Source organism: Breoghania sp. (assembly GCF_030066895.1).
In the GTDB taxonomy this organism is placed as follows: domain Bacteria; phylum Pseudomonadota; class Alphaproteobacteria; order Rhizobiales; family Stappiaceae; genus Breoghania.
The window spans coordinates 99,749-123,487 of sequence record NZ_JASJAV010000002.1 but is presented as its reverse complement, the minus strand read 5'-3'; the positions used below and the strand labels follow the sequence as shown (position 1 = coordinate 123,487).

Here is a 23,739-nt window from a genome sequence, read left to right as displayed (position 1 = left end):
GCCCGGGAGGCGTTTCGACACCATTCCGGTGTAGCACGGAGCGCAGACCGTTTGAAGAGGATGCTGCACTGCAAAATCCACCAAACCGTTGCGTCAAAGGCGAGCTCCTATTCCACGGCCATCAGCTCCGCGCGCGGCAGATAAACCGCGAAGGTCACGCCGCGCCCACCTTCCTCCCGGTCTTCCAGAATCAGATGACCGCCGAAATCGCGGATGATCTTGTCAGCGATGGAAAGCCCGAGCCCCCCGCCCCCACCTCCTTGGTGGTGAAGAAGGGATCGAAGATACGGCCACGCATCTCCTCATCGATGCCCGACCCATTATCGGCGACGCGAATCACCACCGTCTCGCCGGGTTCTGTATCAATCTCGACGGTGATGGTTCCGCCCTCTTCGCCGACCGCATCGAGCGCGTTTACGATCAGGTTCATCACCACCTATTCCAGAAGCACGGCATCGGCTCTGACGGCGAGATCGCGCAGCGGGCGACGGAAATCGAGGGTCGCGTTGCCGCGCTTGATGCGTAGCGACAACAGCATCAGGGTCTCGTCGATGACCGGACCGACGGGGACCGCGCTCGTCTGGGTGCCGGGCTTTCGGGCAAAGCCTTTCAGCGTGCGGGAAATGGTGGCCATGCGCTCGACCATGGCGGTGATCTTGCGCAGCGAATCTCCCGCTTCCTCACAGCGCCCGCGCTGGACCAGCATGCCCGCGTTGTCGACCTGGGAACGGATGACGGCGAGGGGCTGGTTGAACTCGTGACTGAGGGCGGCCGATATCTGGCCGAGCGTGGCGAGCTTGGCCGTCTGTACCAGTTCGTCCTGGGTTCGGCGCAGCTCCGCCTCCGCCGCCTCGCGCTTCTTCACCTCCTCGCCCAGCAGGGTATTCGCTTGGGTCAGTTCGCGGGTGCGGTCGAGCACGCGCCGTTCCAGCCGCAGGGCGGCCGCCCGCTCGCCGCGCAATTGCGCATGAAGGCGAAGGCGTCGGTCCATGACGATCCACACAAGGCCGGTGACGAGCAGCGTCAGTAGCGCGACGATGAGGACGACGGTGGTGGCCTGACGGGTAATGGCGCTGGCATCGAAGAAGACGGCAACCGACCAGTCGAGCACCGGCAATTGCTTGACCGCCTGCAGATAGAGCCTTCGGCCGCCGTCGGCGGGCAGCGAGACGAGCAGATGATCGCCGCACGGCTGGGGCCGTGCCTGCAGGCTTTCCAGTTCCGAAGATCCGCCGTCCAGCGAAAGCTTGAGACCGCGCCAATGGGGACGGTTGGTGGCGATGATGCCACCGCTTTGATCGAGCGCCAGAACGAGATCGCGAGACAGGGCCCAGGCCTATTTCACCCGACCGAGGTCGACGCGGGCGGCGACTACGCCGACAATCGCATCGTCGTCGCGGATGGAGGAGGCGAAGATGTAGCTCGCCGGGCGACCGGGCACGGTGACCAGAAGCTAACGTCCGAGCCGACCCTCGCGCGCCTGTTCGACCGCCTGGCGGATCTCCGAATCAAACGCATTCCCGACGGCGTCGATATCGGAGGAGCCGACCAGCGTTCCGTCTGCTGCAAGGAAGCGGACCTCTTCGGCCCCGGTCATGCCCGCCACGGTCGCGGCGATGCGATGGGCGGATTCCGCATCATGTTTGCGCGACAGGGCAACGACATCGGGGCGACGTGACACGATCGGCGGTAGGATGCAGTACTTGTCGAACAGACTTTCCAGTGCAGCGGCCTGCAGATCGAGGGAGGCTGCTGCGCGCAGGCCGATCTCGTCGAGCATCAGCCGTTCGCTGGCGCTGCCGCCCATGCAATGAGCGCACCGCCGAGAAGACAGGCCAGCAGAATTCCGGTAACGGCCCAGCGTGTGCGAAGCGTCTTGATCATGGCCGGGATGATAGCGGAATTGACGCACTGGGAAAAAGACGCAAAATTCGCGCAAAAGGATTCCCTCCGCCGTGCCCGGGTTAACGGCGGAGGGAACAGACGCTCGCGGGAGGAAAGGCTCCCTCAAGCGAAAGAAAACAACGTCGTTCGTCCTGTCTCCCCTTGGGAGAGAGAGACGGTGAAGGGGGATCGAACTCTCCTGGATACGAACGATCCGCATCCCCTCACCCGGGCTTTCGGCCCGACCTCTCCCGCGTCAGAAGAGGCGATTCGTCCATCGCGACTTGTCCTAAGGGGTGGCCCCTAGCACGACATGAAGCCGTCCTGATCACGGTCCGTATCGAGAGAGGCGAGCGGACTATCGACGGCGACGCTCTTCACAAGCGCGAAAATGGGTTGGCCCGGCTCGATACCCAGCGCCTGCTGGGAGGCACAGGTGATGCGCGCACGCACCTGCTGTTTTCCCAAAGAGCAGACGATTTCCGCATAGGGGCCGCGCTCGTGGGTGATTTCCAGCACATTGACCGGCAACGCATTTCGAATGGAAAGGCCAGACGGCACCTCGCGCGCTAGAGCGATATCGCGGGCGCGCAGATGGAGGCGAACCTCCCTGCCGATTTCGGCGCGAACGGCGGGGACCTCGATCGCCTGACCTTCCACCTCGATAGGGGTGAGGCCCCATTCGGCATCGAACGAGGCAATCTTGCCTTCAAGCACGGTACCGGCCTGCTGGCGCCCGGTTGCGGAGCCGAGATCGAGCCGGGTCATGACTTCGCCGACGGGGCCGACTGCCTTGACCTTGCCGTCGGAGATGATGACCAGCGCTTCCGCCAACCGCGCGACCTCTTCCAGCGAATGGGAGACATAGACGATCGGGATCTCGCTGCTTCACGGCGCAAATGGTCGAGATAGGGCAGGATCTCGCTCTTGCGGGCCTGATCGAGGGAGGCAAGCGGTTCGTCCATCAACAGGATGCGCGGGCCCGACAGGAGCGCACGGCCGATGGCGACGCGCTGGCGTTCGCCGCCAGACAACTTGGCCGGACGGCGGCCGAGCAGCTTGCCGATGCCGAGCAGGTCAACGACCTCCTCGAACGGCATGGAGGGCGTGCGCCCGTCCGCCCAGGGCGAGAAGGTGAGGTTGCAGCGCACGGTGAGATGGGGAAAGAGCCGCGCCTCCTGGAACACGTGGCTGATCCGGCGCTGCCGGGTGGACAGGTTGATGCCCTTTTCGGAATCGAACAGCACCATGTCATCGACCGCGATGCGCCCGCGCAACGGCCGCGACAGCCCGGCGATCATGTGAACGAGCGAGGTCTTGCCCGCGCCCGATCGGCCGAAAAGCGCGGTCACACCAGCGGTACTGTCGAATTTCGCGCTTAGATTGAACGTGCCGAGACGGGCTTCGATATCGACGGAAAGCATCAGTTCCCTCCCAACCGACGAGCCAGACGGCGCGAAACGAACTCAGAGGCGATGACAGCAGCGGTGATGGCAAGACGCAGCGCTGCCAGATCCCAGTCCGGCGACTGGGTGAAGGTATAAAGCGCCAGGGACAGAGTGCGGGTTTCGCCGGGAATGTTGGAAACGAAGGTGATCGTCGCACCGAACTCGCCCATCGCCTTGGCAAAGCCCATCATCGCGGCGGCCAGAATGCCGGGCATGGCGAGCGGCAGGGTGACAATGAAGAAGGTGACGATGCGGCGCACGCCGAGCGTTCCGGCGGCCTGTTCGAGCTTGGGATCGACCACCTCGATGGCGAGCCGGATCGGGCGCACCATGAGCGGGAAGGACATGACGCCTGCGGCCAGCGCCGCCCCCGTACAGCGGAAGGCCAGCGTGATGCCGAGGTAATCGTGCAGGAACCCGCCGATGGGTCCGTGACGACCGAAGAGAATGAGCAGGATATACCCGGTGACCACCGGCGGCAGAACCAGCGGCATATGAATCAGGGCATCGAGTATGGCGTGACCGGGAAACCGCCAGCGCACCAGTGCATAGGCGACGAAGATGGCCAGCGGCAGGGTCACCAGAAGGGCGAGGCCGCCAACCTTGAAGATCAGGACGACGGCCTCGATCTCTGCAGGGGACAGTGGCTGCATCAGAAATCAATCAATCGACTGGAAGCCGAACTTAGCAAAGATCTTGTGCGCGGCCGGATTGGAGAGATAGTCCAGGAACTTGATCGCATCGGGGTTCGCGCCCTTGGTCACAGCACCGGGATAAATGATCGGTGCGTGGCTGTCATCGGGGAACTGCGCAACCACCTTAACGTCGGGTTCGATGGCGGCGTCCGATCCGTAGACGATGCCGAGCGGAGCTTCACCACGGGCAACGGCGGCCAACGTCACGCGGACGTTTTCCATCGGAGCGAGCTTGCTCTCAACCGCATCCCACAGGCCCAGCGAGGTGAGCGAGGCCTTGCCGTAGCGCCCTGCAGGCACCGAGTTCCGTCGTGCCGATGGCCAGTCGACCGTCACCGATACGCTTGAGAAGGGCTTCCTTGGTTAGTTTGAGCGGCTTGGCCTCGTCCTTCGGGGCAACCACGACCAGCATGTTGGCGGAAACGTTGCACACCGTGGACGCGTCGACCGCCTCGACCTTGTCGACATATTTCATCCATTTCACGTCAGCGGAAATGAAGATGTCGGCGGGAGCACCGACCTCAATCTGGCGGGCAACCACGGAAGAGGAGGCAAAGGAAAAGACGACGTCGGTCCCCGTGTCCTTGGTGTAGGCGGCGCCGATGTCTTCCAGCGCGCCCTTCATGCTGGCGGCGGCGAAGACGGTGAGCTTTTCAGCAGCCTGTGCGGCACCCATGGTGGTCGCGACCGCAATGCCTGCGGCAACCGCGATACCGGCGGCACGACGAAGAGCCCGGGTGGAGAGGGAAACTCCGAGATTGAATTGGGCGGGTTTCATGTCAAATCCTTCGATATGTACGAGCGGACATATCGAACCCTATACATACCTTTCCGTCTCCTCAAGAGTTGATTTCTCATCACCCGTGTGCGGTGTAGCCGCACCCGGCGCCACCAGAGCTTGCAGCGCGGCAACGTCTCTGGAGGCGGCCTTGGTGAAGGCAGCCTCGACGGCTCGGAAATGAGCGAGCACGACCTGACCGGTTTCCGTCAGCCGCGCCCCGCCGCCCTTGGCTCCGCCCTTCGCCGTTTCCACCAGCGGTTCGCGAAAAATGCGGTTGAGTTCGCCGACGAGGTTCCAGGCGCGCTTGTAGCTCATGGACAACCGGTTTCCGGCCGCGCGGATGGAGCCGGTCTCGTGAATGCCCTCCAGAAGATCGGCCTTGCCGGGCCCGAAAGCGACATCGGGGGCGAGGACGATACGGAGGCGGGATTGGGGATAATCGCTCATGGCTCAAGCGTCGGCTGGGGGGCGAAAGGGGTCAAGGGGACATATTTGCCAAGAGACCGGGACACAAGTGCGACGCCCTCCCCTTTTGCCCTTTTGCCCTTTTGCCCTTTTGCCCTTTTGCCCTTTTGCCCTTTTGCCCTTTTGCCCTTTTGCCCTTTTGCCCTTAACCTTTGCCCTGGTCTCAGCTTCGGCCTGAAACCGGAAATCTTTTTTACCTTTCCAATTCGGCTTGAAACCCTATGCCCCGCATTCCGGCGCCATGCCCCCTACCCTTTGGGAAAGATCGACGCGTTTTGTGCGGAGTGACCCATGAGCCGGAACAACACCACTATCGAAAGCGCCCGAGAGCGACGCCCAACGTCTTCCTAACCTTCCACAAGGTCGCGGATCAGCGCGTCGTTGTCGTGGCGGAGGCGATGAGGCGGCAGCGAAGGTGCGCCTCGTCGGTGAGACCAACGACGTATCGTCGTCATTGCCCCAGCCCTGTCGTCGGAACTCGCGCGCGCCGTCGAGCGTACGGGCGCAAAGCATCTGGCGGTGGCGTTCTCGCTGGAGCTCCTCACCGACGCTGCGCTCGTCTTTTCCGCGCGCAAGGACGAAACCCTCGACCGTGCAGTGGTAGAGACAGCGCGCGGGATGCGCATTCCCGTCAATGCCGTCGACCGACCGGAACTCTGCGATTTCTACACAGGTGCACTCGTCAACCGGGCGCCCGTGGCGGTGGCGATCACATCCACCGGCGTCGGTCCGGTCCTTGCCCGTCACATCTGAGGCACTGCTGCCGCGCAAGACGGGGAGCCTTGCGCGGCTTGCGGAAAACTTTCGCGACACCGTTTCGCGGTTTGTGCCTTCCGCCGAGGCGCGCTGTCGCCTGTGGGCGACGTTCTTATCCGGTCCTGTGGCGCAGGCGACCTATGCGGGACGCCTTGATGAGGCCCGCAGCGCTGCTCAGCGCCTCGTCAACGGCGCGGCGGACGAGAGCGGGTTCGTCTGGCTGATCGGTGCAGGGCCCGGTGCCGGAGGATCTGCTGACATTGCGCGCCCAGCGCCTGCTACAGGAGGCCGATGTCATCGTCCATGACCGGTTGGGTGCCGGATGCGGTCGTCGCCATGGGCAGACGCGATGCGCACCGCATATCGGTCGGCAAGGCCAAGGACGCGCATTCCGTCAGCCAGGACCGGATCAACGAGATCCTGGCTGAAGAAGCCGGCAAGGGCCTGCGCGTGGTACGGTTGAAATCCGGCGACCCGATGATTTTTGGACGCGCAGGCGAGGAAATCGCGGCTCTGCGCGCGGCAAACGTGCCCTACGAGATCGTGCCGGGGGTGACCGCGGCCTTTGCGGCGGCTGCTTCGGCCGAAATCCCGCTGACGCTGCGCGGCCTCACCTCCAGCCTGGTGTTTGCAACCTGTCACGACAAGGATAGCGAGACATTGCCCGACTGGGCCGGTCTGGCGCTGAGCGGATCGACCGTTGCCGTCTACATGGGCCGCACGGTTGCCGGACGGGTCGCGGATCGTCTGCGCGAGGCGGGGCTTGATGACGATACGCCCGTGATGGCGATCTAGAATGCCGCCCGGCGCGAGGAACGGATCTTTGCCGGACTTTTGAGCGATCTCGACGGGTTTTCAGCGCGAACCGAGACACCCGGTCCCGTCCTCATCGTCATCAGCAAGGCCGTGGCCCACGCCGCGCTTGAGCGTTCCGAACCGCCCGTCACCGAGACGACCGCCCTCCCCCAATCCCGTTTCGACGCCGCGTGAAGGACGCCCGATCATGAAGCCCATCTGCAGATCGTCACTGCCAATCGCCTCTCCGACGGCGACTTGGTTTGGCTCGGCGCAAACGATGCCTGGGTGACGCGCATCGACGGCACCCGGGTTCTTGAGGATCCGGCATCCGTGGAAGCCGCTGCCGCCCGGTCCGTTGCGGCCAACGAGGTCATCGACGTCGACACGATCGACGTCACCCGCGAGGGCGCCCGCATCGTGCCGGTCCGGCTTCGCGAACGCATCCGCGCCACCGGGCCAACATTCCGAACAAATCTCGGCAAGCAGGCAATCAAGGCTTCCGACGTGGCCTGATCCGCGCCTCACCCCATTGAAATCCGTTGCTCTCGTGTTGCAACGTCAGAAGTATGCCCCGTGTACCGCTACGATGAATTCGATTAGGAATTCGTGGATCAACGCATCGCGCAGTTTTCCAATCAGGTCCGCCGCCGTCTCGCCGGAGATCTGAACGAGGAGCAGTTCAAGCCGCTGAGGCTGATGAACGGCATCTATCTGCAGCTCCACGCCTACATGCTGCGCGTCTGCGTACCCTACGGCACGTTGAATTCGGGCCAGATGCGGATGCTCACCCATATCGCGCGGATCTACGATCACGGCTACGGCCATTTCACCACACGCCAGAACATCCAGTTCAACTGGCCCAAGCTCTCCGACATTCCGGCGATCCTGACGGATCTGGCGAAGGTGGAGATGCATGCGATCCAGACCTCGGGCAATTGCATCCGCAACACCACCGCCGACCATCTGGCGGGAGCGGCGGCCGACGAGATCGCCCATCCGCGCCCCTATGCCGAGATCATCCAGCAATGATCGTCGCTGCATCCGGAATTCACCTTCCTGCCACGCAAGTTCAAGCTCGCCATCACCGGCACGCCGCATGATCGCGCAGCCATCCAGGTGCACGATATCAGCATACAGATCGTGCGGAACGAGGCGGGCGAGATCGGCTTCAAGGTTTATGTGGGCGGCGGTCAGGGCCGCACGCCGATGATCACCAAGCTGGTGCGCGAGTTCCTGCCCGAGGAGGATCTGCTCGCCTACTCGGAAGCGATCCTGCGCGTCTACAACCGCTACGGGCATCGCGACAACAAGTACAAGGCGCGCATCAAGATCCTGGTGCACAAGACCGGCATCGAGACGTTGCGTGGCGATATCAAGGCAAAATTCAAGAAGATCCGCCACTGCTTGCTCAAGCTGCCAGACGAGGAAGTACGCCGGATCGAAAGCTATTTCACGCCGCCCACCTTCGCGGACGCGCCTGCGACCAGTTCCCGACTTGTCGCCAAGCGCGCGGACAATCCGGCCTTCGATACCTGAGTCCGGCACAACGTGCATCAGCACAAGGCCCCCGGCCACGCCTCGGTGACGATCTCACTGAAGCCCATCGGCGGCGTGCCGGGGGATGCGAGCGCGGAGCAGATGGAGGCGGTCGCGGATATCGCGGAGACCTTCGGCTTCGATGAATTGCGGGTCAGCCACGAGCAGAACCTGATCCTGCCGCATGTGCGGCTCGACGATCTCGACAAGATCTACGACGCACTGGTCGACGCCGATCTGGCGGACGGCAATCAGGGGCTGATCACCGACATCATCGCCTGCCCCGACCTCGATTATTGCGCGCTCGCCAATGCCCGATCTATCCCGATCGTGCAGGAGATCTCCAGCAGTTTCGGCGGTGGTGAGCGCCAGCACGCAATCGGCGATCTGAAGATCAAGATCTCCAGCTGCATCAATGCCTGCGGCCACCACCATGTGGACCATATCGGCATTCTCGGCGTGGAGAAAAAGGGCCAGGAACTCTACCAGCTCACGCTGGGCAGTTCGGTCGACGAGAACGCCTCCATCGGCTCCATCGTCAGGCGCGGCTTCGACGGAGACAAGATCTCGATGCGGTGGAAACCGTGGTCGAGACCTACCTGAAGCTTCGCGCCAACGACAACGAAACCTTCCTCGCGGCCTATCGCAGGGTCGGGGACGCACCCTTCAAGGAGGCGCTCTATGGCACGGCATAACGCGACCGCTCTCGCACTCGATCCCGAAAACGCACTGAGGGCGGAAGCCCGGGCACTAAACGCCCAGTAAGAAGGGCTCGATACGCCCGAAATTCTCGATATCGCCCTGAACCGGCTCTACCCGGGCAAGATCGCGCTCGTCTCCTCCTTCGGAGCGGAATCCTCGGTGCTGCTGCATCTGCTGACGCAGGTGGACCGGGGTGCGCCGGTGCTCTTCGTCGATACGCAGAAGCTCTTCGGAGAGACCCTGCGCTATCGCGAGGCGCTGATCGGGCGCTTCGGCCTGACCGGCGTGCGCACCATCCTTCCCTATGCGGACGATCTGGCGACCGCCGATCCTCAAGGCTCGCTGTGGCTGCGGGATACGGATGCCTGCTGCCACATCCGCAAGGTGCTTCCGCTGGAACGCGCGCTGGAAGGGTTCGACGCCTGGATCACCGGGCGCAAGCGCTTCCAGAGTTCCGGCCGGGCGGATCTCGACGTTTTCGAGGTCGCCGAAGGCCGTATCAAGCTCAATCCGCTGGCCAACTGGTCGGTCGCTCAACTGAAGGAGTATGCCGAACAGCACGACCTGCCGCCGCACCCGATGGTGGCGCAGGGCTATCCGTCCATCGGCTGCATGCCGTGCACGGACAAGGTCGCACCGGGCGAAGACCCGCGCGCGGGGCGCTGGCGCGGCGCGGAAAAGATCGAATGCGGCATTCATCTGCCCACGCACGGGCGCGAAATCGACGGCAGCGGGATCTAGGGTGTAACGAGCGAAGATATGAACGACATCTTCAAGGACGGCCGGTTTCAGGCCGATGCGTGGCGCTTCCTCGACGAGGAGGCTTCCCCTTCCCTCCGAGGACGCGGTTTTCGTACCGCTTTCGCGCTGGCAGGCCGAGCGGGAGACCTTGCGCGAACGCAATGCCCCGGTCGGCGTACTGGTGGAAGCGGGCGAGGATGTGCGCACCGTTGCGCACGATCTCGCCCATATCGTGGCCTTTGCCGTTTCCTTTCCGAAATTCGCCGACGGGCACGGCTATTCCACCGCGCGTATCCTGCGCGAGGACCCGGGCTATGAAGGCGAGATCCGTGCCGTCGGCGACGTGCTGATCGATCAGATCGCCTTGATGCGACGTTGCGGGATCGATGCCTTCATGGTCAGTCACGCGCCGACGCGCGCGGACCTTGCGGCCGGACGCATTCCGGAGGTCGAGCTCTATTACCAACCGGTGGGTCGGGCGACGGAAATGCCGGCCAGCATCCGCCCGCGGCTGCGTCGCCCGGCGTGAGGCGATATCGCAACGGCTGCGGCCGCGCGATTGCTCCACCATTGGAGCCCCGACACAGAAAATCGGCGGTCCCGCCTGCGTCTCATTCCCGCGCCGCGTGACCGGTCCTCCCGACGCTCGTCCAATACGGCCGAACGAAGAGGAGCCGATCATGTCAGATATCCGCATCGAGGACCGTGAGACGTTGGTCGATACACCGCGCGTCAGAACCGAGCGGCTGGTGCTTTCCAAATCCGGTTCGTCGCAACAGGATGCGGGCGGCCGTACGCGGGTGGAGCGGATCGTTCATGATCACGGCTCGGCCATCTCCGTGCTTCCCTATGATCCGGAGCGCGGCACCATCCTGCTGACCCGTCAGGTTCGCGTTCCCGTTCACCTGAACGGCGACGACGCCCGCCTCGTGGAGGCCTGCGCCGGACTGATCGATGAGGGAGAGGACGCAGAACACGCCGTTCACCGCGAGGCGATGGAGGAAATCGGCACGCGACTTGTGACCTTGGAAAAAGTTGAGCAAGTCTATACTTCTCCAGGTTTCTCTACGGAAAAGATCTCCCTCTACCTGGCCCCTATTGCCCTGCCGATCGGGTCGCGGACGGCGGCGGACTGGCGGAGGAAAACGAGGAAATCGAGGTGCTGGAATGGCCTGTCGGGCGCCTCAGAAAAATGCTCGAGGCGGGCGAGATCCTCGACGCCAAACTGCTGATGTTGACCCAGGCCCTTATGGGGAGAAACCCTCAGCTTTTTTATCTAAATCAATCCGTTACCAAATCTTTTTGAAGGCCCGCAACGGCAATTTTCGATGCAGGCCGACAGCCCATTGCGTGGATTGATTCTCATTTTCAGAAACAGGCGATCAGGCCCTCATCTCTCAGTGTTTTATACCTCTTTTCTCGCCTGCGGCAGTGCGTCGCGAGAGCGCCATAAAACCGTACACGGAACGTTCAGTCATGTGATCGGGGCACGTAACGGCACAACCGGTAATCGTAAAATCGGACCAGTTGATAACCCGACCGGGAAGGTCCCCAAAATCGGAGCCTAGACTATCGTGATTAGGTGAAAACATGACAAATTCCATTGCCCTGGCGGCAGGCTTGGTCGCAGCGTCGCTGCTTTCAAGCACGGCGATGGCACGCGTTGTGGATTTCAAGATCGAGTCCTCGACGCCTGTCTTTGACGGTACATCCTACGGTGTGTCGGTAACGTATGAGTGCATCGACGCTCTTGCGACCATCGCCGTAGACCCCAAGGCCCCAGAGAATGCAGTGATCGTTGGGCTGGACAAAGCGCCGAAAGACAAAAACGGCGACGTCGTCTTCTCAACGGAAGTGTCCATCCTTCGCCCCACGGACGAGGCTAAGCGCTCTCCCTTCCTATTCTACGAAGTGGTAAACCGCGGTCGTAACCTGAGCTTCAAGCTGCTCGACGATGCGAGTGCGGCGGGCATTCCCTCCAAGCCCGAGGACGCCGGTGACGGCTTCCTGCTGAAGCACGGCGACACGCTGGTGTGGAACGGCTGGCAGCCGGGCCTGCCGAACAAGTTGATGAACATCAACCTGCCCGTCGAAGAGGGTGTTACCGCCACGTCGCGCGAGCAGGCCATCTTCGACAAGCCGGGCAAGATCGGCACGCTCAAGCTCAGCTACCCGGCCGCAAGCCTTGACGTTTCCAAGGCGACGCTGACCGTCCGCAACAACGAGACCGGCGAGCAGACGACGCCGAAGGGCCTGAGCTTCAAGTATGTTAGCCCCACTGAAATCGAGATCACCCGTCCGGAGGGAATGTCCAACGGCGCGATCTACGAGTTCATTTATCAGGTCAAGAATCCGGTTCCCGCAGGACTCGGCATGGCGGGCATCCGCGACGTGGTGTCGTTCCTGCGTGGGAACCCCCGGCCATGAGGCGACCAACCCGCTGAGCGGCATCAAGTACACCGTCGGCATGGGTATCTCCCAGTCCGGCCGCATGATGCGCGACCTCGTCTATCAAGGCTTCAACGCGGACGAGGGCGGTCATCGCGTCTTCGACGACGTGACGGCGCACATCGCAGGCTCCCGCAAGACGTTCACCAACTTCGCCTTTGCGCAGCCCGGTCGCTATTCCCGTTAGCACGAGGATCACAACTATCCGAACGATCAGTTCCCCTTCACCTATGTGAATATGACTGATCCGATTTCGGGCAAGACCGGCGGCATTCTGCAGAATTGCCTCTCGACCAAAACCTGCCCGAAGATCATGCAGTCGGACAGCTCCACGGAGTTCTAGCAGGCGCAGGCCTATCTTCTGTCGACCTCTCCGGACGGCAAGACGGCACTGACCATGCCGGATAACGTGCGCCTCTACTTCATCACCGGAACCCAGCATTTCGCGAACTGGAGTGCGACCCCGGCCGAGAAGACGCAGACTGTTTATCCGAATGATCCGCTGAGCGCCACGCCGATCCTGCGCGCTCTCTTCACCGACATGAAGGCCTGGGTCGCCGACGGGACCGAACCTCCGGCCAGCCGCTATCCAAACCTGACCGACGGCACCCTGACGCCTCTGGCCGATCAGGTCTATCCCAAGATCGAGGGCAAGCCGCTGGCGCCGAAGTACAACGTGCTTCAGGTGATGGATTATTCGACCCAGCCGCCGGCCCGCGGCGAGACCTATCCGGAACCGGTTCCGACGGTCGATGCCGACGACAACCCGCAGGGCGGCGTGATCCAGTCGCGTCTGGCCGTGCCGCTTGGCACCTATGAGGGCTGGAACCCGCGTGCGAAGGGCTATTCCGCCGGTGAGCTCTACACCACGAACGGCACCTTCATCCCGTTCCCGGCCGAAGCCACCAAGACTGACAGCCGCAAGTCGCTCGCCGAGCATTATGCGGACAAGGCCGACTACCTGGCCAAGGTCAAGGCTGCGGCGGAAGATCTGGTCAACGACCGGCTGATGCTGAAGGAAGACGTCGCCACGACGCTGAAATATGCGGAGCGTGACGCCGATTCCCTCGGCCTCAAGTAACCGCCGGAAGCCTCACGATCATCGAGCGCCCGCCGGGAAACCGGCGGGCGTTTTCTTTTGAAGACCCGACATGCGGAGGGATGTCTTACGCTACTTCAACGCCTGCAGCACCGAAACGTAATTGGCGACCGCCGCGCCGCCCATGTTGAAGATGCCGCCGATCTCCGCGTTGGGAAGCTGCATGTCGCCCGCTTCGCCCGCCAGTTGCATGGCGGTGATGGCGTGCATCGACACGCCCGTCGCACCGATCGGGTGCCCCTTGGCCTTCAGCCCGCCGGAAACGTTGACCAGAAGCTTGCCGTCCGGCGTCGTCCACCCCTCTCAAGGGCTGCACGCGCCCTGGCCTTCCGGCGCCAGTCCCATTGCCTCGTATTCGATCAGTTCCGCGATGGTGAAGCAGTCATGCGTTTCCACGAAGGAGAGATCGTCGAGCGTGATCCCGGCCGCTTTCAGGGCGCGGTCCCAGGCGGTCGTGCAACCTTCGAACTTCAGGATGTCGCGCTTCGACAGGGGCAGGAAATCCTGCGCATGCGCGGTGGAGCGGAAGGCGACGGCCTTCTTCATGCCGAGCGCCGTCTCGGTGTTGGTGAGAACCAGCGCGGCCGCACCGTCCGACACGAGCGAGCAGTCGGTACGCTTCAGCGGACTGGCGACGATCGGGTTCTTGTCGCTTTCCGCCCGGCAGAAATCGTAGCCCAGATCCTTGCGCATCTGCGCGTAAGGGTTCTTCACGCCGTTCTTGTGGTTCTTCGCCGCGATCGCCGCCAGCGCATCCGACTGATCGCCGTATTTCTGGAAATAGGCGCTGGCGATCTTGCCGAAGACACCGGCAAAACCGGCCGGGATATCACCCTCCTCCGCCAGATAGGAGGCCTTCAGAAGGTTCTTGCCAATCTTAGGCCCCGGCGTGGTGGTCATCTGCTCTACGCCGACGACGAGGACGAAGCGTACAGCCCCGAAATTGACCGCCCGCACGCCCTGATGGACGGTGGCGGAGCCGGTCGCGCAGGCGTTTTCGACCCGAGACCCGATTGGCTGGCTTGAAGCGCAGCGCCGGATTGGCCCTGCAGCACCAGCGCGGCGGTGAAATCCTGGGCGGAGAAGCCCGCGTTGAAATGACCGAGCACGATCTCTTCGACATCGCCCGCCTCGATCCCCGCATCCGCCAACGCGTCGTTCGCGGCCTTGACGAGCAGGCTTTCCACCGTCTCCTCGGAAAGCCTGCCGAAGGGCAGATGCGATCAACCGACAATTGCTGCACTCATATACGTTCCTCCCTTTGCGCCCGCGGGGGCGCCGTGCTGTTTGCGACGAGCAGCGCGATGCTTCGTGTTTCCCGCGCGCACATCCTCCCGATACGCCGCGAACATGGCGAACGTTAATGCCCATTACGCAATGCAACAATAGCGCCGGGTGCAATTGGGTCGATTCATTCAATTGAATGATTGATGCGTCTGAATGATTTGGAACGCGCGTGAAGGGCTTCGGCAATTCCGGCGTGCCAGTCGTCGCGCCTTATGAAACTGATGCACAAGACGGCTACCGCACTCGTGACCTGAGCGACGCGGATGCCGGGGATTTGCGGCTGACGACATGAGACGATGGGGGATCGGGCGGATCAGTCGGCGCCGGAGAGGATGGAGTGGAGCGCGAAGGAGGTCGGCGGGCAGGTGGCGCGGAGCACCAGATAGACATTGTCCGTGTCATCGACATATCGACGGATGAGGATCAGTCGACACAGGTTTCGTTCCTCTCCATCTGCGCTTTCGCAGAGAATATCCTGCCGTATCTGCGCTGAGCGAAGCCCATGCATGAGCGCCAGCAGATCCGGCAGGCGACCATCCCCCAGGCGCGGAACGACATCACCGCAGCTTTCATTCAGGAAGATCTGGGCAGGCGCCTCCATTGTGGAGGCTTCGTCGCCGAAGATGCCGGCCAGGCGCAGCATCTGTTCGGCCGAGGACCAGTCGATCTCCGCCCGCTCTTGCGCCGTCACGGTGGAGACACCGCTCAGACGAAAGGGCCAGTCGAAGGGAGCGGCGGCGAAACCTTCGAGCAGGTGACGTCCGGCGCGGACGGTGCGCTCGCAGATTCTCACCACTTCCGTTCCGCGCCCCTGCTGCGACTTGACGAGCCCACGTTCGCGCAGCGCGCGCAGGCCGTGGCGTATCGTATGCCGGCTAACTTGAAAACGGACAGACAGTTGCGCCTCCGTCGGCAGGAGTGCGCCTTCCGGGTGAACGCCTTCGCGGATCTCACGACCGAGTGTCTCGGCAATCAACTCGTATTTCGGAACCTGCATCTGTATTCCGTGATCAGACGTTTAAAATTTTAATTCTCTCTACTGAGATTTAGCGCGGTATCTTGTTACACGGTCGCGCGACCTTTTTTGGCCATCTTTAGCCTGCGGCAGTCAGTTTATGGCATTATGGTTACTGACATCGCTCTCTCTTGACTTGCTTTTCGTAACTCGTGCACTCTGTAACCGCATTTCATGTCGCCATGTATACGTTATTGTCTGGCGGACGAATGTGTAACCTCGTTAAACGAGCGGCACGCCCTCGAATGGAACAGGGTTACCAGGCGTCATGACTGCGGTGATACGATGGCCGCAGGCAGTTAGCCGGCGATCTCGCCAGGGGTTTCACCAGAGATATCACTGGAGATCCGGGCAACAGATGATGCGCGGGAAACTTACGTGAGCCTTGTCGTGCGGCACGGACAAGGGTAAATGCGCAAGGATCATGGCACCTCCTCCGCTCCTCACTCTGCAATCGACCCGGCTGACCTTCGGCGGCACTGCGCTGTTTGAAGATGTGGAAATGTCCGTCTCGACCGGCGACAGGCTGTGCCTCGTCGAACGCAACGGCTCCGGCAAGTCGAACCTTTTGAAAATCGCCGCCGGTCTCGTGGAGACCGACAGTAGGCGTCGTTTCGTTCAACCGGGCGCGACCGTGCGCTACCTGCCGCAGGAACCGGACCTTTCCGGGTTCTCCACGACACTCACCTATGTGGAGGCGGGGCTGGCGCCGGGCGACGACCATTACCGTGCGCAATACCTGTTGAACGAACTCGGTCTTTCCGGAGAGGAAAAGCCCGATACGCTTTCGGGCGGAGAAGCCCGCCGTGCCGCTCTTGCCCGCGTGCTGGCGCCCGTTCCGGACATTCTATTTGCTGGACAAGCCGACCAACCATCTCGATCTGCCCGCGATCGAATGGCTGGAGGAGGAACTTCCCTCCATGCGCTCCGCGATGGTTCTGATTTCGCATGACCGCCGTTTCTTGCAGGATCTGGCCCGCTCGACACTCTGGCTCGATCGCGGGACCCTGCGCCGGATGGACCAAGGGTTCGCCAATTTCAAGACCTGGCGGGACGAGTTACTCGAGCAGGAAAAACGCGATCACCACAAGCTCGGCCGCAAGATCGTGGCGGAGGAGCATTGGGTGCGCTACGGCGTCATAGCAAGGTGAAAGCGCAATATGGGCCACATGCGCGCACTCGCCGAACTGCGCACCCAGCGCCGCGAGCAGAGAAAGGCGTAAGGCAACGTCAAGCTGACGGCCAGCGAGGGCCAGACGTCGGGCAAGGTCGTCGTGGAGGCGGAGGATATCTCCAAGACCTTCGACAAGCGCACGATCGTCAACCGCTTTTCCATAATCGTCCAGCGCGGCAACCGAATCGGCACCATCGGCCCCAACGGCGCGGGCAAGACCACGCTTCATGAATCTGTTGACGGGCGCGCTAGCCCCCGACAGCGGGACGATCAAGCTCGGCACCAGCCTTCAGATGATGACGCTCGACCAGCGCTGCGCGAGCCTCGATCCTTCCTGGACCCTGAAGTAAGCCCTGACGGAGGGGCGCGGCGACATGGTGGAGGTGGTAGGCGCCACCAAGCACGTGGTCGCCTAGATGAAGGATTTCCTGTTCACGCCGGAGCAGCCAGGCACGCCGATTTCCGCTCTTTCAGGCGACAAACGCGGGCGACTGATGCTAGCGCGGGCACTGGCAACGCCGTCGAACTTTCTGGTGCTGGACGAGCCGACCAACGATCTCGATCTGGAAACGCTCGACCTGTTGTAGGAACTGATCGCCGATTACACGGACACCGTGATCCTTGTCTCGCACGATCGCGATTTCCTCGACCGGGTGGCGGCGTCGGTCATCGCCGGAGAAGAGGACGGAGCCTGGATCGAATATGCGGGCGGGTATTCCGACATGGTCGCCCAGCGCGGTCACGGGGTTCGCGCACGCCCCCAGGGGCAGGACGGGTCCACAGCCGAAACCGCGCCCAAGGCAGCGAAGGACGGCAAGTCCGCCGCGCAATCCGCATCCTCGGCGAAGCCTCAGCAGAGCAAACGCAAGTTCCCCTTCAAGGACAAGCATGCGCTAGAGACCTTGCCCAGCGAGATGGAGGAACTCCAGATCGCCATCGCGACGCGGCACGGAAAGATCTCGGATCCGGACGGCTTTGCCAAGGTGACGGCGGAACTTGAGAAACTGGAAGCCGATCTTGAGGCGACGGAGGAGCGCTAGCTCAAACTCGAAATCCTGCGCGAGGAGCTGGCAAACCCGTGAGCGACGCACCGACCCCGACCGATCCGCAGATCTATGTGGATGCGGATGCCTGTACGGTGAAGGCGGAAGTGATGCGCGTGGGAGAGCGGCACGGCTTGGTCATGCATTTCGTGGCAAACCAGTGGATGCGGCTCGACGACAGCGCGCTGGTCAAGCGCATGATCGTACCCGAAGGCCCGGACACGGCCGACGACTGGATCGCGGACGCCATCACCGCGCGCGGTATCTGCATTACCAACGATATTCCGCTGACCTCCCGGTGCCTGGAAAAAGGCGCGCGGGTGCTCGGCCAGTCGAGCAAGCCGTTCGATGCCGACAGTATCGGCATGGCGCTCGCCATGCGGGATCTGAACCGTCACCTGCACGAGACGTTAGAGATCCGCGGCAACAACCCTCCGGTCGACCGCAAGGACCGGTCCGCGTTTCTGGGAGCGCTGGAAAACATGGTGCAGGCAGCGCGCCGCGCCGGGTGAATGCAACCTCGATGCGACGCAGATGAGCCTGGTCCGTCTCGTTCCTTTGCACGACTGGACAAATCTTTTCATTCCCTCCACACTTCCCCCAACGTGAAAAACAAATAGGCCGCGACCGGAGAGTGCGGGTGGCCGATTGTTCGTTGTGCACATCGGATTAACCGCACCAGATTGGGCGACAGCCGTTGAGCACTGCACACCTAGCCTCCCGGGTACCGACTTACGGAAATACGTCCGAGCGTCGGCAAGTCAGCGTCGTGTTCTGCGATATCGTGCAATCGACGGCCATGTCGTGCGCGTTGGAGCCTGAGGACCTGTGGGCGGTTTTCAACAGCTACCGGGAGACGGTGCGTCGTGCCGTCTTCGCTTTCGGCGGGATCATCTGTCATCACAAGGGCGACGGCATCCTCTGCTGTTTCGGCTATCCGCTCTCCCATGAGGACAATGCCAGCCGCGCCGTCATGGCCGCGCTCGACATTATCGGGAACATCCAGAGATCGTCGGATGGGCTCCGATCCGGAAAGCATAACGGGCGGGAGCTTCGCCTGCGCATCGGGGTTGCCACGGGCGAGGTTGCGGTGGTCGACCGGCGGGCGGACGACCCGGACGGGCTGGAGCTGCTCGGCCCCGCCCCCAGCCTTGCCGCGCGCCTGCAAAACGAGGCGGGCCAAAACATGGTGCTGGTCGACGACACCACGTTCCGGCTGACACATACCGATTTTCGCTATGGACGGGCGCGCAAGGCCCGGATCAAGGGTTTTCGCAAGGCGTTGACGGTGCACCGCCCCGTCATGCCGACGCACGGGCCCACACGTTTCGACCGGACCCGAGAGGACACCCTGTCCGAATTCGTCAACCGGAACGACGAACAGGCGGTCCTGCTCGAAGCCTGGGAGAAGACATGCGCGGGGCGTGGGCAGGTCGTGTGTCTGATCGGGGAGCCGGGCATCGGCAAGTCACGGCTGACCCGTAACTTTCTGAAAAGGCTGGCAAACGGCGAAGGCCTGCATTCGATCAAGCTGCAATGCTCGGCGCTCTTCACGCGGACCCCACTCCACCCGTTCGCAGCCAGCCTCAGCCATTTCATCGCTTTGGAGGAAGAGGAGACGGAAGAAGCCAAGGTCTTGCGCCTGCGCGCCTTTCTGACGGATCTGGGGATCCGAGACGGGTTCTATGTGCCGCTTCTCGCCCGTCTCGTCGATCTGCCCGCCGCGCAATATCTGCCCTTGCTGAGCACGCTTTCGCCGGAGGAAATCCGCACACGCACGACGGATCTGCTGGTCTCCTGCCTGGAAGATCTCGCCCGCCAACATCCGCTCATATTGGTCGCGGAGGATCTGCACTGGGCGGATGCAACCTCGCTTGCGCTTATCGAGGACCTAGCGGCGCGCACCGCGGACAAGCCGGTGATGATCATCGCCACCTACCGACCCTCTCCCCAGACAGAGCAAGAGACGCCGTTGAGCGGGCTTAAAACGGCGCGAAACTGCCGCTCTCTCACCCTGGAAAGATTGAACCAGACGCATTCCGCAGTGATCGTCAGCAGCGTTGTCCGCCTCACTGGAGCGAAGGCTCTGCCCTCAGACTGGATCGCGCGGATCGTTGAAAGATCCGACGGCGTTCCTCTCTTCATCGAGGAACTGACGCGCGCCGTCCTCGAGAAAAACGACGGACACGACATCGCGGCCCCTCTCCCTGCCTCGCGAATGCCCGCTGACGGCATTCCAGCGACCTTGCGCGATTCCCTCACCGCCCGGCTGGACGATTTCTACCCCGGCGAGCCAGACAGCCTCTCGCCGAAACGGATCGCGCAGATCGGAGCCTGTCTCGGGCGCGACTTCACTCTGGAAATGCTCGTTCGCGTTGCCGCGGCGACCGGCCTGCCGCCCACCGTCGGCAAAGGGGAGAACGAGCTGAGAGGGTTGGTCGATAAGGCGACGGATCAACTCGTTGCGGCAGATCTCGTCTATCGCACGGCCGGGCGCATGCCGACCTATCGCTTCAAGCATGCCCTCGTTCAGGATGCGGCTTATGCCGGTCTTTGGCGTGAAGACAAGATTTACATCCATGCCCGCATTCTGGAGTTGCTGGAAGAGAATTGGGAAGCGGGCCCGGCACAGGCGCGTCCAGAATTGCTGGCACACCATGCGCGCGAGGCGGGGCGGCCAGAGGCGGCTGCCGGGTACTGGCTGACCGCAGCAAAACGCGCGGCCGCACGATCGAACCTAAAGAAGACGCGGGCAGCTTCCGAAGAAGCCCTGCGGCTTGCGCGCGAGGCGCCTGCAGGCCCGGATCGGGTCCGGACCGAAATGAAGGCGCTGGTGGCGCTCGGCACGGTGCTGATGGTGGAGGACGGCTTCACCGAACCGGAGGTCGAACGCCATTTCAACAAGGCTCTCAAGCTCGTCGGCCAGATCGCGCCCGACCATCTGAATGCGGTGAACGGATCTCTGCTGAGCGCGCAGCTCGGCAAACAGATCATCATGCTGGTGCGCGGCCAGCACAGACAGGCCCTGCGTCTTGCGCGCAAATGCCTAGCCACGGCTCGTCAGAAATCCAATCCCTACTACGAAATCGAAGCGCGCCGACAAATGGGGGCTTCGTTGTTCTGGTCGGGACGCCCCGCGGAATCCCGTCAGCACCTATCCGTCATCCCCGATCTCTACAACAACCCTCAACAGGCCTACCGCTCCGTGCTCTTCGGCAAGGACTCGCGACCGGGCGTGCTGGCCTTCCTCGCCATGTCGCAGGCAATGCTCGGCATGAGCGAAACGGCCCTGGAGACAAGCCATCTCTCGCTGCGCATGGCGATGGAGCTGAACCATGGGCATACGCTCGGCTACACGCTGTTGTGCCGGGCTATACTTCACGACCTGCTCGGCCGACCGGACAGCGCCGAGGCGGCACAGATGGCACTCGAATATTGCGGCAACCGCTCCCTGCCCTTCTGGGGACGATGGGCGCAGATCACTCTGGGCCACGCCATGATCCGGTCCGGCGAGGTGGATGACGGTCTGCAGCTTGCCGAGACAGGATTTGCGGCTCTGATCGGCATGGGCGCCCGGGTCGCGTATCCATACCTTCTGGCCATGCTGGCCCAAGGCGACCTGCGCGCAGGTGCCTTTGAGAAAGCGCGAAAACGGCTGGAAAGTGCAACCCTACAGGCCAGCCAGAGTCACGAAGGCTTCTACCAGAGCGAGCTGTGGCGCCAATGTGCCGTACTGGATGCACAGACAGCGCCGCCCGAGCAGACGGAGTGTCTGTTCGTCCGCGCCCTGAAACATACGCGGCGACGTAACATGCTGCTGTTTGAGGCGCGAACCGCACTCGATTTCGCCAATTGGCTCGCCTCCCAGAACCGCCACGGCGAAAGCGGGCGAATTGTCCGCAAAAGCCTGACGCGTTGCCGCAAGGGGGAAGACCGGGATGGCATTGCGGCGCTCGAGGCGTTTTTGAAGAAATCAGCCCCGAACGCCATGGCGGAGATCGACGCGAAACCGGCGCAGGGATTTTCCGCCTAAACGCGCACCCGCAAGGCTCATTCGGCAGCGGTGGGCGCATCCTCAAAGATCAGACCGGGCACCGAAGTCTCTGCCAATGAAGGCAGGGCCGGAAGGCCGAGGCTACACAGATCGGCGCTCGGGGAGGCTTCTTCCGGAATGCGCCACAGACCGCTGGCAAGCGCCAGACGCCCCAGGAACATTGATGCCTTCAGCCGCGCAAAGAGAATGGCGATCAACGGCCCGAGGATGATCGGCAATGCCGGTATGAGCACGGGGCTTGCGAAGACCGAGAACCACGCGACACCGGCACCGCCGAACGGGGTCTGCGGCCACAGGCGGCGCACCGCGCTCATCCACGGCACCGCATGGAGCCCGCGACGCTGTGCTGCCCAGGTACCGCCCTTGCCCAATACCAGCTTGCCGATGAAAACCGTGTGCGTGATCGCCATGACGGGGGCAAGCAGCATGGAAAAGGCGATCTCGCCCACGACGCTCAGGACGATACGCACGTGCCACCGAAGGCGCGTCGACGCTCAGAATTGGCCAGAATGTCCGCAACGGTGGCGAATTTCGGAGCGAAGACCATCGTCATGACACAGGCAAACAGCACCCCGCCGAGGGCAGGATTGAAGTTGCGGGTGGCATCGTCATAGACGATGACGAGCCCTGCGGAGAGGATCATGAAGGCGACCCAGGCGGGTGAGCCGACGAACATCAGAATGGCGAGCACAAGCTGCATCCGACCGACGGGGCGGATGCCCTTCATGCCCAGAAGCTTCAGATACTGCATGTTGCCGTGGCACCAGCGCAGGTCGCGGCGGATGAATTCGATCAGGTCGGCGGGTTCTGCTCGAAGGAGCCGCCTTCCTCAGGAATGACGCGCACCTCGTAGCCCGCGCGGCGCATCAAGACCGCCTCGACCTGATCGTGACTGAGAACAGGTCCCGACAGGGGGCCACGCCCATCCAGTTCCGGCAGATGGCAGTCCTCGATGAAGGGTTTGAGGCGGATCAGCGCGTTGTGGCCCCAATAGGGCTCGCAATCGCCCTGCCGCCAGGCGGAGCCGAGCGTGTAGGAGCGCATGCCGAGATGCATGCCGAACTGGAAGACGCGGGCAAACGCGCTCATCGTCAGCAGGCCGACCACGAAACTTTGCGCGATGCCGAGCCTCTCGTTCGACTGCATCAGCCGCACGAGCCGCAGGATGGCGGACGCATCCATGTAGCTGTCGGCATCCAGCACCAGCGCTCGCAAAAGTCGCGGATATTCCCGGCCTTGGAGGCATAGTTGTCGGTACGACGACGGTAGGTCACATCGATATCGCTCCCCCAGCGCGCCTTCAGCGAGGCGGCAAGGCCTCTTCTTCCTGATCGATGATGTCGTCCCAGGAACTGTCGGAGAGCAGATAAAGATGGAAATGCGGAAGGACACCCTTGTGCAGGAGGTCTTCCAGCATGATCTCCACGCTGCGCGCGACACCCTCGATCTCCTCGTTCCCGAGACAGACGAGGATGGCGATCGACGTCGTCAGCGGGGCATTCGGGTGCTCGTCTTTGAGTAGCGGATTGACGGCGGCGGCCGGATCACGGAAAAACCGCATGAGCAGGAGCCCGACGACCGCATTCCAGAAGCCGATGACGAGCCAAGGTAGCATGACCAGGAAGAGCGCGAGCAACACGCCTTCCACTGGCAGGATGCCGCCGCGCCGCATGGCGGAAAACATTAGCACGGCGATACTGACGAGGCTCGCGACGACGAGAGACGCGAAAACGGCGCGACGCCGCATCACGATCTTTTTCATCACGCTGGGGCAAGGACTACGCGACGCAACGGAAAGACTCATGCAAGGGTC

General features: G+C 62.6%; 26 protein-coding genes and 4 pseudogenes. 15 read left to right on the top strand and 15 right to left on the bottom strand.

The features are described 5' to 3' along the window. Positions 1 to 190: 190 nt before the first annotated feature. From QNJ43_RS03745 to QNJ43_RS03710, 8 genes and pseudogenes are all read right to left on the bottom strand, one after another. Complete coding sequence (locus QNJ43_RS03745; RefSeq protein ID WP_300467491.1) at positions 191 to 430, bottom strand: ATP-binding protein; 240 nt, start codon at positions 428 to 430, stop codon at positions 191 to 193. Between the two features lie 6 nt (positions 431 to 436). Beyond that, the gene (locus tag QNJ43_RS03740; RefSeq protein WP_300467489.1) at positions 437 to 1,117 is read right to left on the bottom strand and encodes a histidine kinase dimerization/phospho-acceptor domain-containing protein; all 681 of its coding nucleotides are present in this window, start codon (positions 1,115 to 1,117) and stop codon (positions 437 to 439) included. A 336-nt stretch (positions 1,118 to 1,453) separates the two neighbouring features. Next, positions 1,454 to 1,807 carry a hypothetical protein gene (locus QNJ43_RS03735; protein ID WP_300467488.1) on the bottom strand — a complete coding sequence of 118 codons (354 nt, stop codon included), beginning with the start codon at positions 1,805 to 1,807 and terminating at the stop codon, positions 1,454 to 1,456. A gap of 380 nt (positions 1,808 to 2,187) precedes the next feature. Next, positions 2,188 to 3,308, bottom strand: a pseudogene (gene modC, locus QNJ43_RS03730) (molybdenum ABC transporter ATP-binding protein). Further along, positions 3,308 to 3,985 (bottom strand): molybdate ABC transporter permease subunit, encoded by a 678-nt coding sequence (gene modB, locus QNJ43_RS03725; protein WP_300467486.1) that lies wholly within the window; start codon positions 3,983 to 3,985, stop codon positions 3,308 to 3,310. The pseudogene modC and the gene modB overlap by 1 nt, the downstream one beginning before the upstream one ends. Before the next feature lie 6 nt (positions 3,986 to 3,991). Continuing rightward, on the bottom strand, positions 3,992 to 4,327 hold the full coding sequence (gene modA, locus QNJ43_RS03720; RefSeq protein ID WP_300467484.1) for a molybdate ABC transporter substrate-binding protein: 336 nt from the start codon (positions 4,325 to 4,327) through the stop codon (positions 3,992 to 3,994). After that, positions 4,266 to 4,805, bottom strand: a complete 540-nt coding sequence (gene modA, locus QNJ43_RS03715) for a molybdate ABC transporter substrate-binding protein (RefSeq protein WP_300467482.1) — start codon at positions 4,803 to 4,805, stop codon at positions 4,266 to 4,268. Before modA (QNJ43_RS03715) ends, modA (QNJ43_RS03720) begins: the two co-directional genes overlap by 62 nt. 39 nt (positions 4,806 to 4,844) lie before the next feature. Then, on the bottom strand, positions 4,845 to 5,255 hold the full coding sequence (locus QNJ43_RS03710) for a LysR family transcriptional regulator (RefSeq protein ID WP_300467480.1): 411 nt from the start codon (positions 5,253 to 5,255) through the stop codon (positions 4,845 to 4,847). A 462-nt stretch (positions 5,256 to 5,717) separates the two neighbouring features. Between QNJ43_RS03710 and QNJ43_RS26705 the strand changes: the two genes are divergently transcribed. Genes QNJ43_RS26705 through QNJ43_RS26695 form a run of 3 tightly spaced genes read left to right on the top strand, consistent with a single transcriptional unit; the run spans position 5,718 to position 6,824 of the window. Continuing rightward, positions 5,718 to 6,026, top strand: coding sequence for an NAD(P)-dependent oxidoreductase (locus QNJ43_RS26705; RefSeq protein ID WP_346432859.1), 309 nt, complete (start codon positions 5,718 to 5,720; stop codon positions 6,024 to 6,026). Next, on the top strand, positions 6,010 to 6,336 hold the full coding sequence (locus QNJ43_RS26700; protein ID WP_346432845.1) for a hypothetical protein: 327 nt from the start codon (positions 6,010 to 6,012) through the stop codon (positions 6,334 to 6,336). The genes QNJ43_RS26705 and QNJ43_RS26700 overlap by 17 nt, the downstream gene beginning before the upstream one ends. After that, positions 6,321 to 6,824, top strand: a complete 504-nt coding sequence (locus QNJ43_RS26695; protein WP_346432844.1) for an SAM-dependent methyltransferase — start codon at positions 6,321 to 6,323, stop codon at positions 6,822 to 6,824. Before QNJ43_RS26700 ends, QNJ43_RS26695 begins: the two co-directional genes overlap by 16 nt. Before the next feature lie 60 nt (positions 6,825 to 6,884). Here the strand turns inward: QNJ43_RS26695 and QNJ43_RS26690 are convergent, their stop codons facing one another. Beyond that, positions 6,885 to 7,043 (bottom strand): hypothetical protein, encoded by a 159-nt coding sequence (locus QNJ43_RS26690; protein ID WP_346432843.1) that lies wholly within the window; start codon positions 7,041 to 7,043, stop codon positions 6,885 to 6,887. On the opposite strand from QNJ43_RS26690, the gene QNJ43_RS03700 reads away from it, so the two are divergent. The 8 genes and pseudogenes from QNJ43_RS03700 (at position 7,044) to QNJ43_RS03665 (ending at position 13,335) form a co-directional block, all read left to right on the top strand. Continuing rightward, a complete protein-coding gene (locus tag QNJ43_RS03700) occupies positions 7,044 to 7,340 on the top strand; it encodes a DUF2849 domain-containing protein (RefSeq protein ID WP_300467944.1) in 297 nt (98 codons plus the stop codon). Positions 7,341 to 7,433: 93 nt separating this feature from the next. Further along, a pseudogene (locus QNJ43_RS03695) lies at positions 7,434 to 9,058 on the top strand (nitrite/sulfite reductase). A 91-nt stretch (positions 9,059 to 9,149) separates the two neighbouring features. Then, positions 9,150 to 9,806 (top strand): phosphoadenylyl-sulfate reductase, encoded by a 657-nt coding sequence (locus QNJ43_RS03690; protein WP_300467941.1) that lies wholly within the window; start codon positions 9,150 to 9,152, stop codon positions 9,804 to 9,806. Between the two features lie 55 nt (positions 9,807 to 9,861). Continuing rightward, positions 9,862 to 10,335: a DUF934 domain-containing protein gene (locus QNJ43_RS03685; RefSeq protein ID WP_300467478.1), complete on the top strand. Its 474-nt coding sequence runs from the start codon at positions 9,862 to 9,864 to the stop codon at positions 10,333 to 10,335. A 151-nt stretch (positions 10,336 to 10,486) separates the two neighbouring features. Beyond that, positions 10,487 to 11,038: an NUDIX hydrolase gene (locus QNJ43_RS03680; RefSeq protein WP_300467476.1), complete on the top strand. Its 552-nt coding sequence runs from the start codon at positions 10,487 to 10,489 to the stop codon at positions 11,036 to 11,038. A 421-nt stretch (positions 11,039 to 11,459) separates the two neighbouring features. Further along, entirely contained in the window at positions 11,460 to 12,233 is a 774-nt protein-coding gene (locus QNJ43_RS03675) for a hypothetical protein (protein WP_300467474.1), read from the top strand. Continuing rightward, positions 12,214 to 12,441, top strand: a complete 228-nt coding sequence (locus QNJ43_RS03670) for an alpha/beta hydrolase domain-containing protein (RefSeq protein ID WP_300467472.1) — start codon at positions 12,214 to 12,216, stop codon at positions 12,439 to 12,441. The genes QNJ43_RS03675 and QNJ43_RS03670 overlap by 20 nt, the downstream gene beginning before the upstream one ends. Positions 12,442 to 12,651: 210 nt before the next feature. Next, a complete protein-coding gene (locus QNJ43_RS03665; RefSeq protein ID WP_300467471.1) occupies positions 12,652 to 13,335 on the top strand; it encodes an alpha/beta hydrolase domain-containing protein in 684 nt (227 codons plus the stop codon). 90 nt (positions 13,336 to 13,425) lie between these two features. Here QNJ43_RS03665 and QNJ43_RS03660 read toward each other — a convergent pair. Continuing rightward, a pseudogene (locus QNJ43_RS03660) lies at positions 13,426 to 14,570 on the bottom strand (acetyl-CoA acetyltransferase). A gap of 239 nt (positions 14,571 to 14,809) precedes the next feature. Between QNJ43_RS03660 and QNJ43_RS03655 the strand changes: the two are divergent. Beyond that, the gene (locus tag QNJ43_RS03655; RefSeq protein WP_300467469.1) at positions 14,810 to 14,932 is read left to right on the top strand and encodes a hypothetical protein; all 123 of its coding nucleotides are present in this window, start codon (positions 14,810 to 14,812) and stop codon (positions 14,930 to 14,932) included. A 21-nt stretch (positions 14,933 to 14,953) separates the two neighbouring features. Here QNJ43_RS03655 and QNJ43_RS03650 read toward each other — a convergent pair whose 3' ends face one another. Then, positions 14,954 to 15,637, bottom strand: a complete 684-nt coding sequence (locus QNJ43_RS03650) for a GntR family transcriptional regulator (protein WP_300467467.1) — start codon at positions 15,635 to 15,637, stop codon at positions 14,954 to 14,956. A 442-nt stretch (positions 15,638 to 16,079) separates the two neighbouring features. On the opposite strand from QNJ43_RS03650, the pseudogene QNJ43_RS03645 reads away from it, so the two are divergent. The 3 genes and pseudogenes from QNJ43_RS03645 to QNJ43_RS03635 all read left to right on the top strand — a co-directional run bounded on the left by QNJ43_RS03645 (position 16,080) and on the right by QNJ43_RS03635 (position 21,905). Continuing rightward, positions 16,080 to 17,869, top strand: a pseudogene (locus QNJ43_RS03645) (ABC-F family ATP-binding cassette domain-containing protein). 113 nt (positions 17,870 to 17,982) lie between these two features. Further along, a complete protein-coding gene (locus tag QNJ43_RS03640) occupies positions 17,983 to 18,384 on the top strand; it encodes a DUF188 domain-containing protein (protein ID WP_300467939.1) in 402 nt (133 codons plus the stop codon). Between the two features lie 185 nt (positions 18,385 to 18,569). Continuing rightward, positions 18,570 to 21,905 (top strand): adenylate/guanylate cyclase domain-containing protein, encoded by a 3,336-nt coding sequence (locus tag QNJ43_RS03635; RefSeq protein ID WP_300467465.1) that lies wholly within the window; start codon positions 18,570 to 18,572, stop codon positions 21,903 to 21,905. A gap of 17 nt (positions 21,906 to 21,922) precedes the next feature. Here QNJ43_RS03635 and QNJ43_RS03630 read toward each other — a convergent pair whose 3' ends face one another. From QNJ43_RS03630 to QNJ43_RS03615, 4 genes are all read right to left on the bottom strand, one after another. Beyond that, positions 21,923 to 22,396, bottom strand: a complete 474-nt coding sequence (locus QNJ43_RS03630; RefSeq protein ID WP_300467463.1) for a hypothetical protein — start codon at positions 22,394 to 22,396, stop codon at positions 21,923 to 21,925. Further along, complete coding sequence (locus QNJ43_RS03625; protein WP_300467461.1) at positions 22,381 to 22,677, bottom strand: hypothetical protein; 297 nt, start codon at positions 22,675 to 22,677, stop codon at positions 22,381 to 22,383. Before QNJ43_RS03625 ends, QNJ43_RS03630 begins: the two co-directional genes overlap by 16 nt. A gap of 41 nt (positions 22,678 to 22,718) precedes the next feature. After that, positions 22,719 to 23,129: a hypothetical protein gene (locus tag QNJ43_RS03620; RefSeq protein WP_300467459.1), complete on the bottom strand. Its 411-nt coding sequence runs from the start codon at positions 23,127 to 23,129 to the stop codon at positions 22,719 to 22,721. Between the two features lie 97 nt (positions 23,130 to 23,226). Then, on the bottom strand, positions 23,227 to 23,688 hold the full coding sequence (locus QNJ43_RS03615) for a hypothetical protein (protein ID WP_300467457.1): 462 nt from the start codon (positions 23,686 to 23,688) through the stop codon (positions 23,227 to 23,229). Positions 23,689 to 23,739: the final 51 nt, after the last annotated feature.

Bases quoted from the DNA above. Each gene is read 5' to 3' on its own strand.
- QNJ43_RS03745 (WP_300467491.1), bottom strand. From the start codon at position 430: ATGAACCTGATCGTAAACGCGCTCGATGCGGTCGGCGAAGAGGGCGGA.
- QNJ43_RS03735 (WP_300467488.1), bottom strand. From the start codon at position 1,807: ATGGGCGGCAGCGCCAGCGAACGGCTGATGCTCGACGAGATCGGCCTG.
- modB (WP_300467486.1), bottom strand. From the start codon at position 3,985: ATGCAGCCACTGTCCCCTGCAGAGATCGAGGCCGTCGTCCTGATCTTC.
- modA (WP_300467482.1), bottom strand. From the start codon at position 4,805: ATGAAACCCGCCCAATTCAATCTCGGAGTTTCCCTCTCCACCCGGGCT.
- QNJ43_RS03710 (WP_300467480.1), bottom strand. From the start codon at position 5,255: ATGAGCGATTATCCCCAATCCCGCCTCCGTATCGTCCTCGCCCCCGAT.
- QNJ43_RS26695 (WP_346432844.1), top strand. From the start codon at position 6,321: ATGTCATCGTCCATGACCGGTTGGGTGCCGGATGCGGTCGTCGCCATG.
- QNJ43_RS26690 (WP_346432843.1), bottom strand. From the start codon at position 7,043: ATGGGCTTCATGATCGGGCGTCCTTCACGCGGCGTCGAAACGGGATTG.
- QNJ43_RS03685 (WP_300467478.1), top strand. From the start codon at position 9,862: ATGCGTGGCGCTTCCTCGACGAGGAGGCTTCCCCTTCCCTCCGAGGAC.
- QNJ43_RS03680 (WP_300467476.1), top strand. From the start codon at position 10,487: ATGTCAGATATCCGCATCGAGGACCGTGAGACGTTGGTCGATACACCG.
- QNJ43_RS03675 (WP_300467474.1), top strand. From the start codon at position 11,460: ATGGCACGCGTTGTGGATTTCAAGATCGAGTCCTCGACGCCTGTCTTT.
- QNJ43_RS03665 (WP_300467471.1), top strand. From the start codon at position 12,652: ATGCCGGATAACGTGCGCCTCTACTTCATCACCGGAACCCAGCATTTC.
- QNJ43_RS03650 (WP_300467467.1), bottom strand. From the start codon at position 15,637: ATGCAGGTTCCGAAATACGAGTTGATTGCCGAGACACTCGGTCGTGAG.
- QNJ43_RS03640 (WP_300467939.1), top strand. From the start codon at position 17,983: ATGCGCGTGGGAGAGCGGCACGGCTTGGTCATGCATTTCGTGGCAAAC.
- QNJ43_RS03625 (WP_300467461.1), bottom strand. From the start codon at position 22,677: ATGCAGTATCTGAAGCTTCTGGGCATGAAGGGCATCCGCCCCGTCGGT.
- QNJ43_RS03615 (WP_300467457.1), bottom strand. From the start codon at position 23,688: ATGAAAAAGATCGTGATGCGGCGTCGCGCCGTTTTCGCGTCTCTCGTC.